This window comes from Streptomyces sp. (assembly GCF_036566765.1).
Lineage (GTDB): Bacteria > Actinomycetota > Actinomycetes > Streptomycetales > Streptomycetaceae > Streptomyces.
Genome location: NZ_DATCVQ010000170.1, coordinates 14,801 through 29,250, shown reverse-complemented (window position 1 = coordinate 29,250; position 14,450 = coordinate 14,801). Strand labels below are relative to the sequence as shown.

Annotated in this window: 12 protein-coding genes; 5 read left to right on the top strand and 7 right to left on the bottom strand. The window is 74.2% G+C overall.

Going from position 1 to position 14,450, the window contains the following annotated elements; genetic code table 11:
- Positions 1 to 1,705, top strand: a 1,705-nt coding sequence (locus VIU94_RS09290; protein ID WP_331909522.1) for an ATP-binding protein, incomplete at its 5' end; no start/stop codon positions are given.
- On the opposite strand, the gene VIU94_RS09285 is transcribed toward VIU94_RS09290, so the two are convergent.
- Positions 1,696 to 2,511: a helix-turn-helix transcriptional regulator gene (locus tag VIU94_RS09285; RefSeq protein ID WP_331909520.1), complete on the bottom strand. Its 816-nt coding sequence runs from the start codon at positions 2,509 to 2,511 to the stop codon at positions 1,696 to 1,698. The genes VIU94_RS09290 and VIU94_RS09285 overlap by 10 nt on opposite strands.
- Positions 2,512 to 2,560: 49 nt before the next feature.
- On the opposite strand from VIU94_RS09285, the gene VIU94_RS09280 reads away from it, so the two are divergent.
- Positions 2,561 to 3,040 carry a PTH2-like family protein gene (locus VIU94_RS09280; RefSeq protein WP_331909518.1) on the top strand — a complete coding sequence of 160 codons (480 nt, stop codon included), beginning with the start codon at positions 2,561 to 2,563 and terminating at the stop codon, positions 3,038 to 3,040.
- A 47-nt stretch (positions 3,041 to 3,087) separates the two neighbouring features.
- Here the strand turns inward: VIU94_RS09280 and VIU94_RS09275 are convergent, their stop codons facing one another.
- Genes VIU94_RS09275 through VIU94_RS09260 form a run of 4 tightly spaced genes read right to left on the bottom strand, consistent with a single transcriptional unit; the run spans position 3,088 to position 7,575 of the window.
- Positions 3,088 to 5,154: a hypothetical protein gene (locus VIU94_RS09275; protein ID WP_331909516.1), complete on the bottom strand. Its 2,067-nt coding sequence runs from the start codon at positions 5,152 to 5,154 to the stop codon at positions 3,088 to 3,090.
- A gap of 51 nt (positions 5,155 to 5,205) precedes the next feature.
- Entirely contained in the window at positions 5,206 to 5,787 is a 582-nt protein-coding gene (locus VIU94_RS09270; protein ID WP_331909514.1) for a hypothetical protein, read from the bottom strand.
- A 44-nt stretch (positions 5,788 to 5,831) separates the two neighbouring features.
- Positions 5,832 to 6,458 (bottom strand): DUF4232 domain-containing protein, encoded by a 627-nt coding sequence (locus VIU94_RS09265; RefSeq protein WP_331909512.1) that lies wholly within the window; start codon positions 6,456 to 6,458, stop codon positions 5,832 to 5,834.
- 7 nt (positions 6,459 to 6,465) lie between these two features.
- The gene (locus tag VIU94_RS09260) at positions 6,466 to 7,575 is read right to left on the bottom strand and encodes a helix-turn-helix transcriptional regulator (protein ID WP_331909510.1); all 1,110 of its coding nucleotides are present in this window, start codon (positions 7,573 to 7,575) and stop codon (positions 6,466 to 6,468) included.
- 108 nt (positions 7,576 to 7,683) lie between these two features.
- Here VIU94_RS09260 and VIU94_RS09255 point away from each other — a divergent pair, with 108 nt between their 5' ends.
- On the top strand, positions 7,684 to 8,091 hold the full coding sequence (locus VIU94_RS09255; RefSeq protein ID WP_331909508.1) for a VOC family protein: 408 nt from the start codon (positions 7,684 to 7,686) through the stop codon (positions 8,089 to 8,091).
- Positions 8,092 to 8,208: 117 nt separating this feature from the next.
- Here VIU94_RS09255 and VIU94_RS09250 read toward each other — a convergent pair whose 3' ends face one another.
- Positions 8,209 to 9,462 (bottom strand): cytochrome P450 family protein, encoded by a 1,254-nt coding sequence (locus tag VIU94_RS09250; protein ID WP_331909506.1) that lies wholly within the window; start codon positions 9,460 to 9,462, stop codon positions 8,209 to 8,211.
- Between the two features lie 259 nt (positions 9,463 to 9,721).
- Positions 9,722 to 10,447 (bottom strand): leucine-rich repeat domain-containing protein, encoded by a 726-nt coding sequence (locus VIU94_RS09245; protein ID WP_331909504.1) that lies wholly within the window; start codon positions 10,445 to 10,447, stop codon positions 9,722 to 9,724.
- 134 nt (positions 10,448 to 10,581) lie between these two features.
- Between VIU94_RS09245 and VIU94_RS09240 the strand changes: the two genes are divergently transcribed.
- On the top strand, positions 10,582 to 13,431 hold the full coding sequence (locus tag VIU94_RS09240) for a hypothetical protein (protein ID WP_414720914.1): 2,850 nt from the start codon (positions 10,582 to 10,584) through the stop codon (positions 13,429 to 13,431).
- Positions 13,432 to 13,568: 137 nt separating this feature from the next.
- The gene (locus VIU94_RS09235) at positions 13,569 to 14,288 is read left to right on the top strand and encodes a GntR family transcriptional regulator (RefSeq protein WP_331909500.1); all 720 of its coding nucleotides are present in this window, start codon (positions 13,569 to 13,571) and stop codon (positions 14,286 to 14,288) included.
- The last annotated feature ends 162 nt before the right edge of the window (positions 14,289 to 14,450 follow it).

Below are 14,450 nucleotides of genomic sequence, written 5' to 3'. Positions count from 1 at the left end.
GGCGGCCGTCCTCGAGGCGGCCATCGGAACCCGACGCCCGCGCGCCGAGGCCGACATCCGCGTCCTGGCCCACCACTGGCGCGCGGCCGACGTGCTGCTCGTCCTCGACGACGTCGACCCGGTGCACGCCGAGTGCGTGGGCCTGGTCCAGAGCCTGCTGGAGTTCGTGCCCTCGCTACGGGTCCTGGTCACCGCCCGCAAGCCGCTCGGCCTCGGCGACGAGGCCGTGCTCCGGCCGACGCCCCTCGCCATGGAACCCGCACCCGGCCGCCGCCTCGCGCCGGCCGTCAAGCTGTTCCTGCAACGGGCGCGCGCTGCGGGCGTCGACGCCGACGCCGTCGACCTGCGGGCGGCGACCGACGTCTGCCGAGCCCTGGCCGGCCTTCCGCTGGCCGTCGAACTGGCCGCCGCGCAGCTCGACCGCTATGACGCGGCGGAGCTCGCGCACCGGCTCGAAGGACACCAGGTCTGGCTGAGCGGCCCGCGCACCGCCGTGCCGCGCCACCGCTCGCTGCGCGACGCCGTCGCCGCCGCCTACGTCCTGTGCGACCGGGACGAGCGCATCGTGTGGGCGCGCGCGAGCATCCTCGCCGGCCCCTTCGACGAGTCCACGGCGGTGTTCGTCTGCGCGGGCGGCGGCCTCGACGCCTCCCGGGCACCCGCCTGCCTGGCGCGCCTCGCGGCCGTCGGGGTGCTGAGCTTCGAGCGCGACCCCGGGGGCATCCGCGAACCCCGCTACCGCATGGCCCCCGCCGCCCGCGACTTCGGCCGCGAACGGCTCGCCGCCGCCCGGGAGTCCGAGGTCGCTGCCGAGCGCCGCGCGATCCACGTCCAGCGGACGGCCGCGGTCGCCGAGAACCTGTGGAGCACCGGCAGCCAGCGGCAGGCAGTCCGCCTGCTCCAGGACGAGGCGGACGACCTCAGGGCCGCGCTCGCCCACGCCCCACAGCAGCCCGAACGGGCCGAGGCCGCCCTGGAGACGCTGCTCGACCTGTGGTTCTGGTGGGTCGTGTACGACGCACGCGACGAGGGCCGCCGACACTTGATGCGACTGCTGCCGTTCTGCCGCCCCGACAGCCCGCTGACCGCGCGCGGCATGTGGCTGGCCGCCTGGCTCACCGCCGCCGGCGGCCCCGAGGAGGCCGCCGAACTCCTGCGCCACGCCTGGCCGCCGGCCGTCCTCGCCGGCGACGACGCCACCGTCGGGCGCATCGCCCACGTCCAGGGCCTCCTCGCCCTGTACCGAGGCGAACCAGAGCGCGCGGCCGAGCACTTCCAGGAGGCCGCCGACACGATCCCGCCGCTCGCCCCCGGCGGACTGCCACCCGCCGTCAGCCTGGCCGCCCTCGCCGTGACCCAGGCCGCCCTCGCCCCGGACGCCGCGCGCCGCACCGCACGCCGGGCCCTGAGCCAGCCCGGCATCAGCGGCGACGCCTGGTCCTGCCTGGTCGCCCGCTACGCACTGGCCTTCGTCGACCACCGGGAGGGCCGCAGCAGCCGCGCCTGGCGACGCGCCCAGCGCACCCTCGCGGCCCTGGACGACCGGCTCCCCGCACCCCACGGCACCGCGGCCCTGCGCCGGTTGATCGCGGACATCGAGACCGGCGCCCCGAGTGCCGTCCACGTCCCGGCCGGCCCCGACGCCTGCCCACCGCTCCCGCTGCCCACCCTGGCGGCCAGCGGCACGGGGAACACTCACGCCTGACGGCCTGCCCATCGGGCGCCGCGGGCGAAACGACCCGGCGTCGTGCCCACGACCCGCTTGAAGTGCCGGTTCAGATGCGGCTGGTCGAAGAATCCGGCCGCCGTCGCCGTCTCTCCCAGCGGCATGCCGTCCAGAAGCAGCCGTCGGGCTCGATCGACGCGGCGGGCGGTCAGGTACTGGTGCGGTGCGATGCCGAAGGCGGTGCTGAACGCCCGTACCAGGTGCGTGGGATGGGCGTGCAGCAGCTTCGCAGCCTCGTCCAGGGTGACCCCCTGGAGGAGCCGTTCGTCGAGGAGTTCGCGCAGGCCGTGCGCCACGCCCCGGTCGGGCGGACGCGGCCCGGCGTCGAGCCGGGGACGCAGGTGCGTGCGCAACCGCTCGCAGATCAGGGCGAGGCGGCTCTGCGCCTCCAACTCGTCGCCCCGCTCCGTCAGCGCCGTGTGCAGCTGCCCCACGCGCCGCCGCAGCAGCGCGTCGGCAAGGTCGGGACTGTCCACCGCCGGACCGACGAAGCTCTCGTCCAGCTCGCTCAGGTCCAGGTACAGGACCCGCTTGCGGAAACCCTCGGCGGTCGCGGGTGAGCCGTTGTGCGGCACCTGCGGCGGAAGCAGGGACACCGTGTCGTCCGGGGTGCCGCGCTCGCGGCCGTCCAGGTCGTACCGGACCACCCCGGCGTCCACGATGAGCAGCGTCCACACTTCGTGGACGTGCATCGGGTACGCATGCTCCGTGAAGTGCGCGTGGAAGACTTCCACGACACCCGGGACGTGCGGGCGCCACGCGGAAACCTGCTCGCGGGCTGCCATGCAAGGAATGTACAAGACGGTCCGGCGGACGGGACGGCAGTCTCGGATCATGAACACCGACCACGTCCACGTCCTCGCTCACGCCGACGGGAGCGCTGACGCTCACGCCGTCGCTCCCGTGCGCTTCGACACCAAGATCGCCGTACTGCTCCGCGAGGACCTGGAGACCTGGCAGCGGCTCAACGTCACCGCGTTCCTGGTCAGCGGCCTCGGTGCGCAGCACCCCGAGGTGATCGGCGAGCCCTACGCCGACGCCGACGACACCCCGTACCTGCCGATGTTCCGGCAGCCCGTCCTCGTCTTCGAGGGCGCCGAGGAGACGCTGACCGCCGCCCACGGCCGGGTGCTCGCGCGCTCGCTGCCACGCGCCGTCTTCACCGCCGACCTCTTCGCCACCGGCAACGACCGGGACAACCGTGCGGCGGTACGGGCCGTGTCGAGGGATGCGCTGGACCTGGTGGGTCTCGCCGTGTACGGCCCGCGCAACGCCGTCGACAAGATCCTCAAGGGTGCGCGGATGCACCCCTGACCGAGGTCGAGGAGTCCGGGGCGGGCCTCAGGAGCGGGCGCATGACGTCAGGAGCGGGCGTCGATCCAGGCCCGCGCCGTCGCGAGCTCCGCCTCGGTCGGTGCGGGGCGGACCTGGTCCGGGCGGCGGATCAGGCAGTGCTCGCGGGCCGTTCGAAGGCCCAGGTCCCGGGCCCGGGCGGACAGCTCGGGGTGGTCCGCGACCTCCAGCGCCCGCTGCCACCAGCTGCGGCTGCGCGCGTCGACGGCGTAGTGCCACAGCGGCTGGGCCGGGTCGGCCACGCCGATCAGCACCCGGTTCAGGACGTACTCAGGCACACTCGGCGTGTCGAACAGCCCGTCGGCGACCCGCAGCGGGTGCACCCCGTCGAGGCGCGCACGCAGCAGCACCCAGGTCATCAGATGCCCGGAGTCGTCCCTGCCGGAGGTCACGAAGGCCCACAGCTCGGCCGCCTTCGCCTCGTCGGGCGCGCCGAGATGGGTGAGTAGCCGCTGGTCGTTCTTCCACAGCGGCTTGGGCTTCGCCCACCAGGCCAGCAGGTCGGCGGCGACCGGGTGGCCCAGTTCCAGCGCCAGGCAGGTCAGCGTGACCAGCGGGTGCCGCCACTCGGTGTACGTCGTGCGGTACTGCTTGGTGAGGACCTTCTTCCACCGCGGCACGAGCGCGTCGACCTCCGCCGCGGTGGCCGCGCCGTGGGCGTAGAGCAGTTCGAGGCAGAACCCGAGCCCCTGCATTCCGGTCCGCTCGTCGGCCACCCGGGCCCGCAGCCAGCGGAGGTCGGCCTCGCTCGGCGTCCGGTACCGGTGCCAGACGTCGCCCAACGACCCTTCGTACGCGGTCAGGTCGGGGCCGCTACCGGCGAGCAGCTCGTCACGGGCCGCCTCGTACCGGTCGGCGGCGGCGAGCGCGTCCGCCGCGGCGGTGCCGGTCAGGTCGGTGTAGGCCGGGCCGAGCCGGGCGGCCTCCTCCCGTACGTGGGCCACCTGGTCCACGGCCGCGCCCGCGGCCAGGACGCGCAGTTCGCGCGGCAGCCGTTCGTCGGTGCTGAAGCGGACGGCGGCGAGCGCGGCGAAGGAACGGCTCGCGCGGTGGTCGAGCCCCGCGGCGTCCCGCCACTCGGCGGTCACGGCCGCGGTGAGCGCGGTGGAGAGGACCCGCAGCGACGCCTCTGGAGCGTCGTGCCCGATGAGCTCGGTCGCGAGCGCGCTCGCGGCCCGTACCCAGTCGGGCTCGCGGATCGATCGGTGCACGGCCAGCCAGGGGGCGATCGCGGCGAGCGCGCCGGCGAGCGCCAGTTCGCGCACGACGGCAAGGCCGCGCTCGGACGGCACCCGGCCGAGGACGGCGGCCGCGTCGGGCCCGAGGGCGGCGACGGTCTCCCACGCGGCGGGGTGATCGTGGCGCAGGAGCGCGTGCAGCAGCGGGGCCCATGCGCCCCACTTGGTGAGTCGGCCGGCGTACTCGTCCCGCCATGCCGCGAGCAGCAGTGACGCCTCGTCGTGGGTGAGCGCGTTCCGATGCTCAAGGGGGGCGACGAACGGGGCGATTGTGGACACGTCCACCGGATCGCGCAGCCGGTCGTGGAGCCAGCCGGTCTCGGCCTCGGTCAGCGGGCTGTAGCGGTAGGGGAGTCGGGTGCGGTCGACGGGCGTGTCGATCCGGTCGAGGAACTGGCGGACACCGACCGGATCCGCCGGATCGGGCAGCCCCGCCCCGTCCAGGCACGTCACCTTGTCCAGCCGAAAGGCCCCCTCAGGCCCGCCGTCGACCACCTTGTACCCGGCCGGCCCCGCCCCGAGCCCGGCGGCGACGGTCGCGTGGTCACCGCCCCAGTGCAGCATCAGTTCACCGGTCAGCGCCCCGGACCGGTCGAAGGTTTGGTGGGACTGCCAGTGCCAGTACGCGAAAGAGGCATCGGCGCCCAGCCCCCGTACGGCGAACAACTCGGCGGCGTCCTCGTGCCCGTCGCTCTGTGTGTAGCGGCTCCGCGTCGGCGGGGGCAGGACGACGAACCCGTCCCCGCCGAGGGTGCGCCACCAGGCCCTGACGCGGTCGAGGTCCGACCGCTCCCGAGCCGCGTTCCGACCGGACGGGGCGGGGGGATGACCGGGCATGTGCGACTCCTTGGGGACGATTTCTGGCCCGCTCAGCCTGCCAGACGCGTTTCAGCACGCGGCGGCGCGGGCGGTGTCCTCGAATGCTTCGCGGGGCATGGCGCCCTTGAGGGTCAGTACCTGGCCGGGAGCGAGTCGGGCGAGGTCGTCGGCCGTGAACGACACCAACCCGTTGTAGACGTAGGAGTCGTCGGGGTCGGCGAACGACAGCTCGTACGTGTAGCCGGGCAGAAGGGACTGCGGCCCGCGGGTCTCGGCCGCCCACGCGGCCGGCGGCGCAAACACGGGGAAGTCCGCGGCCTCGGGACTCCCCGGGGCGTCCCAGCCGATCCACGGCTCCTCCGTGGGAGACGGGTCGGTGGCGGACGGCTGCGTTCGGGTGCCGCGCAGTTCGGGGCTCCGCACCCGCCCGTCGTCGTCGCACGGCTGCCGCATGAGTGCCTGAGGAGTGCTCTGCGGGTCCACGTACACCGCGACGAGCGGCAGCTGCTTGGGGCCGCATCCCGCGACCGTCAACATGACCAAGCCGCTCAGCACGCCGGCGGCCCACCTGCGCCGGACCGCGCGCGACCCACCTGTGTCCCGGGCGCAGCGGAGAACGGGCTCGTCGTGGATCGGCTGCAGGGCGCTCACGGGGGCGAGGCTATAGGGCCGGGCGGGGTGGCAGGGGGCGGACCCTAGTCGACGACCTTCTGCCAGGCCGTGGTGCCCAACAGCCCCGTGTCGCCGATGTCCAGGCCGCCCTCGGGCTCCACGGTCTGCCGGGCGACGCCCGGGGAAGGGGCGATCTCCACGTACACGCCGCTGCCGTCGAGGGTCGCCGCGTCCACGGCCGAGTAGCGCCAGACGAAGACGCTGCGAGCGGACTCGCCGGGCTTCAGGGTCACGAGACGGGGGCCGGGGTCGTCGAGCTGGGTGATCGGGCCCGGTCCCTTGAGGACGGTGACGTCCATCGGCCTGCGCTCGACGTCGCGTACGCGGACGTCGGGGTAACCGTTCACCTTCTGGTCGGCGCCACCGCAGTTCGTGAGCGTCACGGGCATGGCGCGCAGCCCCATCGCCGCGTTCACCATGCCGGTCGACACCCGCACTCCCGTGGCCGGGCAGCCGGAAACGGCAGCGGACGGAGGAGTGTCGCCCGGGCCGGAGACCGACGGGGCGGGCGGCGGGGCGGTGGGGCGCGCCTGCGCCGCCGTGCGCTCCGGATCCGCCTCACGGTCGAGCTCGGCCGCGAGCCCGCACGCGGTGGTGAGGAGCGCCAGTCCCGCCAGGAAGAGCGCGTGCCGCGCAGGTATGCCCGTCATGCGGCGATCATCGCACGGTCCCGACAGCCGTCCCGGCCGCGCTTCCGGCCGCGGTCTCGGTACGGGCTCCTCTCCGGGCCGCGCTTCCGGCCGCGGGCTCCTCGGTCCCAGCCCCACCCCCGGCCGAGGTCCGCACCCCACCCCCGGCCGAGGTCCCAGCCCCCGCCCCCACGCCGTACCGCTGCACCAGCTCCGCCCCCAACCGCGCCAGCTCGTCCCGTACGGCCTTTGGTTCCCGTACCTCCACGAGGCCGCCCCAGCCCGCCAGTTGGCGGGCCACGTCCAGCGGCGTCGGCGCGGCCACCCGAACCCGGACCCGTCCGGACCCCGACTGCTCCTCGCCCTCCACGCGGCAGTGTCGTCCGAAGCGGTCCCGTAGGACGCGTACGTATCGCGCATCGACGACCAGCGTCGCCCACGTGCCCGAGCGCCGCTCCTCCACCTCACTCACGATCTCGTCCCACGCCGCGGCCAGGGCGAAGTCGTCGGGCCGGTCCGCCGCCTCCTGCGTCGGCTCGGCCGCCGCGATGCGGTCCAAGCGGAAGGTTCGCCGGCCCCGCTCCGTCCCCGCGACCAGGTACCAGACGTCATCCTTGTCGACGAGCCCCCACGGATCCACCAGGCGCTCGGTGCGTCGCCCCGCGCCGTCGACGTACCCGAGGCTGACCCGCTGCCGACGCACCACCGCCGACTGGAGCAGGCCGACCATCTCGGGGCGGGGGCGCTCGCGTTCGCCCCAGCGCGTCGGATCGACCACGGTGGCGTTCGCCGCCGCTTCGGCATCGGCCCGGAAGGTCCGTGGCAGGGCGCCCAACAGCTTCCGCAGCGCCGCCTTCGCCTCGCTGGAGACCGACGCCGCCGGGCCGACCAGCAGGAAGAGGGCCTGCGCCTCGTTCGCCGACAAGCCGCTGAGATCCGTCCGCGCCCCGCCCACCAGCGCCCAGCCGCCACCCCGACCAGGCTGCGGGTACACCGGGATCCCCGCGGCCGCCATCGCCTCCAGGTCCCGCCGCGCGGTCGCGACGGACACGTCCAGCTCGCCGGCGAGTTCGGCGGCGGTCAACCGGCCGCGTGCCTGGAGCAGCAGAAGAGCTGCGACGAGACGATCGGCCCGCATGGTTCCGAACTCCTTCCGAAAGCACCCGACAAAAGTGCTCAGTCGATGAGCACTTTAGGCGCGAGGATCGTGCTCGTCACCGACCGAAGGAAAAGGAAGGGCAACCCCATGCTGCGAGGACCCGCCACCGTCAACATCTGGGCCGACGACGTCGAGGCCGCCAAGAACTGGTACGCCGAACTGCTCGACGTCCAGCCGTACTTCGAGCGCCCCGGCAACGGCGCCCCGGCCGCGTACTACGAGTTCCGGATCGGCGACCGCCAGACCGAACTCGGCATCATCGACCGCCGCTTCGCCCCGGAAGGCGCGGCGACGACGCCCGGGGGGACCGTCCTCCATTGGCACGTCGACAACGTCGAGGCCACCCTGGAGCGCCTCCTGTCCATGGGCGCGGCCCCGTACATGCCGCTCACCGAGTACGGCCCCGGCTTCGTCACCGCCTCCGTCACCGACCCCTTCGGCAACGTCCTCGGGATCATGTACAACGAGCACTACCTGAAGACCCTGGGCGAGTGAGCCCGGGCCCGGGGCGGGCAGCCAGCCCAGCTCCGTGTACGCGCGACCGGCGAGAATCCCGTCGATCGCCGCCCGGGTACAGCAGCGCCGCCGCGCCGCTGGGCGCGGGGTCCGCCGTCAAGGGGTTGCCGGGCGCAGCCGGACCGGCAGGGAGGCGTGGCCGTTGCTGATGAGGGAGGGCAGGGGAGAGAGCTCGTCGGCGGAGACGGCGAGTTCGGCGTTCGGGAAGCGGGCGAAGAACGCGGAGAGCGCGGTGGCGACCTCCAGGCGGGCCAGGGGCGCGCCCAGGCAGAAGTGGACGCCGTGCCCGAACGCCAGGTGCTCCATGTGGGCGCGGGTGGCGTCGAAGGCGTCGGCGTCCGGGCCGTGCCAGTCGGGGTGCCGGTTGGCCGCGGCGTACGAGGAGAGGATCGCCTCGCCCTCGGCGATGTGCTGCCCGTCGGGCAGGGTGATGTCCGTCAGGGCGAAGCGCAACGGCAGGTGCGCGACGGCGGGTTCGTGCCGCAGCGTCTCCTCGACGACGTCGCTCCACTGCGCCCGCCCGGAACGGACGTGGTCGAGCTGGTCGCGGTCGCGCAGAAGCGCCGTGACCGCCTGGTCGATGACGTTGACCGTGGTCTCGTACCCGGCGCTGATCATCAGCAGCAGCGTGTCACGCAACTCGGCGTCCGTCAGGGCCGACCCTGTGCCCTCGCCCGCGCCCTCCTCGTCGCGCGCCGCGATGAGCAGCGACGTCATGTCGTCGCCCGCGCCCTCACCGCGCCGGGCTTCGATGAGCGCTTCGAGGATCTCGTACAGCCGCGCCGTGTTGGCCATCTGCTCGTCGCGCGTCAGCGTGGTGTCGAAGACGCCGTCGACGAGCGAGCCGAAGTCCTTGCTCTGCTCAGCCGGCACGCCCATCAGGTGGCCGATCACCGCGATGGGCAGCGGCCGTGCGAATGCCTCGCGCAGATCCACCACCGCGCCGGGCGGGAGCGATGCCACCTCGTCGAGCAGCTCAGCGGCGAGAGCCTCGACGGTGCCGCGCATGTCCGCGACGCGGCGGGCGCTGAACGCCGGGGCGACCAGCCGCCGCAGCCGCCGGTGATCGGCCCCGTACGCCGTGAACATGTTCTCCACCGCGACCCACAGAGCGAGCGGCCAGGTCTGCACGACCTCCCCGAACGCGGGCCAGTGCGCCCGCGCGTCCTTGGAGACGTCGGGGCTGGTCAAGAGGCTCTTCAGCAGCACGGGATCGGTGACGGCCCAGGCCTCGACGCCCAGCACGTCGACCCGCGCCGCGCTGCCCCGGGCGCGCAGCAGCCGGTGCTCGGCGTGCCGGTCGGCGCCGGTCGGGTCGAGGACGACGAGGGGCGACTCGGGCTGCGTCACGACGGTCTCCTTCGAGGGGATCCGAGGGGAGGGGGGCGGGCACGCCGCCCCGCAGTGTCGCCCGCCGCGCGGCGTCGGACAACCACGAACCCGGCCAAATCTGGCTGAGAGGGCCCCTCGAAGGGGTGTGCGCACGGTGCGGCAGGGCTGTGACGACGACCTCGAACGACCACCCCGCCAGGGCTGTGACGACGGCCCGGGACGACCACCCCGCCAGGGCTGTGACGACGACCCCGGACGACCACCCCGCCAGGGCTGTTCACGTCAGGACCACGCACCCCCGCCGCTCCAGCCGGGCCAGCAGCGGCGCCCCCGGCTCGAAGCCGTTCCACCGCAGGTCCAGCTTCTCCAGGGACGGCAGCGCGGCGAGCCAGTCCGGAAGGCGGCGGCTCAGCGGATTGCTCCGCAGATCGATCTGGCGCAGCAGCGGCAGGCCGGCCAGGGCATGCGGGACTTCGGTGAGCGCGTTCTCCCGGAGGTCGAGATGGCGCAGCTCGCGCAGCTCGGCGACGGACGGCGGCAGGTACGCGATCTCGTTGCCCCGCAGCCAGAGTTCGCGCAGCGCGCGCAGCCGTCCGATGGAGTCGGGCAGCGTGGTGAGCCGGTTGTGCTGAGCGCGCAGCTCGACGAGTCCGGTCATGTCCCCGAGGGTCTCGGGGAGTTGGGTGAGGAGGTTCTCGCCCGCGTTGAGATAGCGGAGTCGGGTCAACCTCCCCAGTGAGGCCGGGAGTTCCGTCAGTCGGTTGTCGTGCAGGTACAGGAAGTCGCTCAGCCCGGCCAGTTCGCCCAGTTCCCCCGGCACCGCCGCGAGCGCGTTGTGACCGAGGTCGAGCGTGCGCAGCTCCCGGAGCCGCGCGATCTCCGGCGAGAGCTTCGTGAGCCCGTTGTCCGCGAGGATCAGCACCCGCAGCCCGGTTTGGCTCCAGACCGAGTCGGGCACCTCGCCCAGCCTCGCACGCCACAGGTTCAGTACATCGTCCGCCACCGAATCGACCCTTCCGTTCCGTTTCACGTCCAGTCACGAGGCAACCCCGTCCCGCCCGTTGGCATCCTCCGGGGCGAGAGGGGCGCCGGGGGAACGTGTGCGTCCCGACGAGACCGATGACGAGGTACACCATCTTGATACGTGTGACACGTGTGGCGACCACGGCCTTGGCTTTACTCGCCCTGGCGACGGCGTCACCGGGAGCGGCGTACGCGCAGCCCTCGCCCGGCGGAAGCCCGTCCAAGGCCGTGAGCGCCGACCGCGGCACGGGGGCTGACCTCCCCGACGGGTGGCGGCTCACCGGGACGGGGGCCGAGCGGCGGCTGGTCTGGACGGCGGCGAAGCGCGTGCCGATGGGGGACGCGCGCATCGAGTTCTACGCCGGCGACCGGCTGCTCGGGCGACCGATCGCCGGCCGCGACGGCCGGTCCTTCCAACTGCCCCTGGACGGTACGAAGATCGGCGCGCCGAGCGAACTGCGCGTCCTGGCCGGCGGCCGGCGGCTCGACGCGACCACCACGGCCGCGCCCCCGCGCTCCGGCTTCCGTGCCCCCGCCCTTCCGAAGCAGGAGGCCCCGCTCCCCGCCAACGACGTCGACCCCGGCGTACCGGGCAACTACCGCACCGCCACCGGCGAGTACGACCTCCCCGCGGTCCGGCTGCCCGGGTTCCCCACCCCCGTCGAGATGCGCGCGACCGTGGTGGGCCCGACCGACGCGCCCGGGAAGCGCCCGGTGGCGCTGTTCCTGCACGGCCGGCACTACACCTGCTTCGGCGCGGGCGGCGAGCAGTCCATCGACTGGCCCTGCGCCGGCGGCCTGAAGCCGGTGCCCAGCCACCGCGGCTACCTGCAGAGCCAGAAGCTCCTGGCCTCCCAGGGGTACGTCACCCTCTCCATCTCCGCCAACGGCATCAACGGGCAGGACGGCGACGTCGACGACGGCGGCGCGCAGGCGCGCTCCTCCCTCATCCGGCTGCACCTCTCCCGCTGGGCCGACTGGTCCGCCGACCCGTCCGGCGCGCCCGCCCCCGTACGCGCGGTCGCCGGGGCCGACCTGTCCCGGGTGCTGCTCGTCGGCCACTCGCGCGGCGGCGAGGGCGCCAACCGCGCCGCGCTCGACAGCCTCTACGCGCCGCCCGCCGACCAGGACGGCGCACCGGGCGCGGCCCGCTGGCACATTCGCGGCAACGTGCTGATCGGACCCACCGTCTTCGGCCAGAACCCGGCCCCCGACGTGCCGTCCCTCACCCTCCTGCCCGGCTGCGACGGCGACGTGTCCGACCTTCAGGGCCAGATCTACGTCGACGGCACGCGCGGCGTCAGCACCGGCGCGGCCCTGCACAGCGCCGCGTTCGTGGTCGGCGCCAACCACAACTTCTTCAACACCGAGTGGACTCCGGGCCAGGCCGAGGCCCCGGCGGACGACGACTTCTGGACCGACGAGACGACGACCGACCGAGTCTGCTCGCCCGGCACTCGCACCCGCCTGACGGCCGCCCAGCAGCAGACCGCGGGCGCCACGTACATCGCGGCCGCCGCCCGGCTGTTCGTCGCCGGCGACGACCGGGTGCGCCCGCTGCTCGACGGCACCGGCCGCCGGGCGCCCTCCGCGGGACCCGCGCAGGTGCTCACCCACGCGGTCGGCGGGCACCGCACCGCCGCCTTCCTTCCGGGCCCCGCGGTGAAGGTCACCGGCGGCGGGCGCCTGTGCGCCCAGATCCACCCCGAGCCGACCCGCGCCTGCCTGCCGGCCGGCGACCAGGGTCAGTCGCCGCACTTCGCCGGCTGGGAGACCACCCCCGAGCCGGGCCGCGACGCCGTCGCCCTGCTCTGGCCGACTCCCCGGCCGACCCCCGGCACGGGAACGCCGACCGGGACGCCGATCACCGGCCGCACCGCCACGGTGCGCACCGACCGGCCCGTCTCCCTGGCCGGCGCCGACGCCCTCGCCCTGCGGGTGATCGTCCCGCCCAACGCCACCGGGACCGCGCTCGACATCGCCGTCGCCGACGGCGTCGGGCGTCGAGCGGCACTCGGCCGGGTCGCCGTCGAGGGACTCCCCGGCACCGACCGCACCGCCTCGTTCTGGGGCCGCGAGATCCGCGTGCCCCTGACCGCCGCCCGCCGCGCCGGTCTCGACCTCACGCAGGTCCGGACCCTCGAGCTCACGCCGCGCGGCAACGCAGGCCGGGCCTGGCTCATGGACGCCTGGGGCTGGCGCCCCGGCACGCCCGCGGTCCGTCCGGCCGCGCTGCCGCGCATCGACATCGGCCGGCTCACCGTCGACGAGGGCGACTCGGGCGAGCGCACCCACCGGATCCCGGTACGGGTCTCCGGATCCGGCAGCGGCCAGGTCCGGTTGTTCGTCCCGAAGCCCGGCGCCGACGAGTACACCTCCCGGGTCGTGACGGTACGTCAGGGCAGCACGGACATCGACCTGCCGGTGACCGTGCGCGGCAACACCCGCTACGGCGACGAGACCAGGCACGACGTCTTCGTGAAGGCGGTCGGTAGCGCGGTCGTCGGCGCCCACCGCGGCGGGGTGACCGTACGGAACGACGACCCGATGCCGAAGATCACCCTGGAGCCGGTCGCGGCCGACGTCACCGAGGGCCGCAGCCTGACCTGGCGGATGAAGCTGTCCGAGCCCGCGGACATCGAAATGTCGGGCGAGTTCGGCCTCCTGCCGGTCACGACCGGGACGGAGCTGTCGACCCTGGACGTCGCCCCAGCGTGGCTGGGGGACAGCTTCGGCCAGTCGCCGAACCCGGCCCGGCCACTGTCCGGCCTGTGGGAGAACGGGACGTACCTCTCCGTCGCCGTACCGCCCGGCCGGCTGGGCGCCGACGTGAGCGTCCCCACCGTCGTCGACCGGCAGCGCGAGCCTGCCGAGACCCTGCGGGCCCGCCTGACCACGTACGACGAGAAGTGGCAGCCGCAGCACGGCCCGGTGGTCACCGGCACCGTCCGCGACGCGTCCTGATCCCGCCGTCCTGATCACGCCTGTGCCGTACGCATGACGTGGCGCCGGTTCCCGCCCGGGAACCGGCGCCACGTCCGTCTATCCTCGCCCGAGGCACGCACCCGAGGCAGGGCACGCCGAACGAAGGACGGTACGAGGTGGCGGACAACAGCAGGAGCGGCGGCGGGGCGGCGGACACGGGCGGCGCAGGGGCGGGCGCGGACGGCACGGCGCGGAGCTCCTCGACCTCGCTCAGCGCCCAGGCCAGGGAGGCCGTCCTACAGCGCATCGTCGACCGGCGTTACGCGCAGGGCGCCCGGCTGGTGGAGCGGGAGGTCGCCGAGGAGCTGAGCATGTCCCGCGTCCCGGTGCGCGAGGCGCTGCGCGCGCTCGTCGCCGAGGGCCTGCTGGAGCTGCTGCCGCACAGCGGCGTGCGGGTACGACGCCTTGAACGCGCCGACGTGGAGCACCTGTACGAGGTGTGGGAGCCGCTCGCCGTCCAGGCGTCCCGGCTCGCGGCCCGGGCGGTGGCGCACGACCCTGAGGGGCTCGCGGCCCTGGAGGTCACCCTGCGGCAGGCGGAACGTGCGGCCGCCGCGCACGAGGGCACGCGGGAGGTCGCCGCGCACACCGCCTTCCACGAGGGCGTCGTCGCCATGACGGGCAACCCGCTGCTGGCCCGCGTCATGGAGCAGCTCAGCTGGCAGCTCCGCCTCCTGTTCGGGTTGCGCGAGGAGCCGGAACACATGCGGGCCCAGCACGCCGAGATGTTCCGGCACATCGCCGCCGGCGACCCGGAGGCCGCGGGGGCGAGCACGCTGCTGCACGTACGGGACAGCCGGACGGTGGCGCTGCGCACTCTGTTCGGGAGCGACTGACGCAGTCTGACGACCGACGCCATTTGTATACCAAGGGGATCCGGACGGTCTCCCTCTCGAGGGATTCCGGGAGGTTCGGGCCGCCGGAGCGGGGAATTCCGGGTCACTTGATGGCTGCTCTTGTCTGCCGTCCGGAGCTTGGTATACAAAAACGGGGAGCCG

Coding starts and splice junctions, on each gene's coding strand:
- VIU94_RS09285 (WP_331909520.1), bottom strand. CDS start 2,511: ATGGCAGCCCGCGAGCAGGTTTCCGCGTGGCGCCCGCACGTCCCGGGT.
- VIU94_RS09280 (WP_331909518.1), top strand. CDS start 2,561: ATGAACACCGACCACGTCCACGTCCTCGCTCACGCCGACGGGAGCGCT.
- VIU94_RS09275 (WP_331909516.1), bottom strand. CDS start 5,154: ATGCCCGGTCATCCCCCCGCCCCGTCCGGTCGGAACGCGGCTCGGGAG.
- VIU94_RS09265 (WP_331909512.1), bottom strand. CDS start 6,458: ATGACGGGCATACCTGCGCGGCACGCGCTCTTCCTGGCGGGACTGGCG.
- VIU94_RS09260 (WP_331909510.1), bottom strand. CDS start 7,575: ATGCGGGCCGATCGTCTCGTCGCAGCTCTTCTGCTGCTCCAGGCACGC.
- VIU94_RS09255 (WP_331909508.1), top strand. CDS start 7,684: ATGCTGCGAGGACCCGCCACCGTCAACATCTGGGCCGACGACGTCGAG.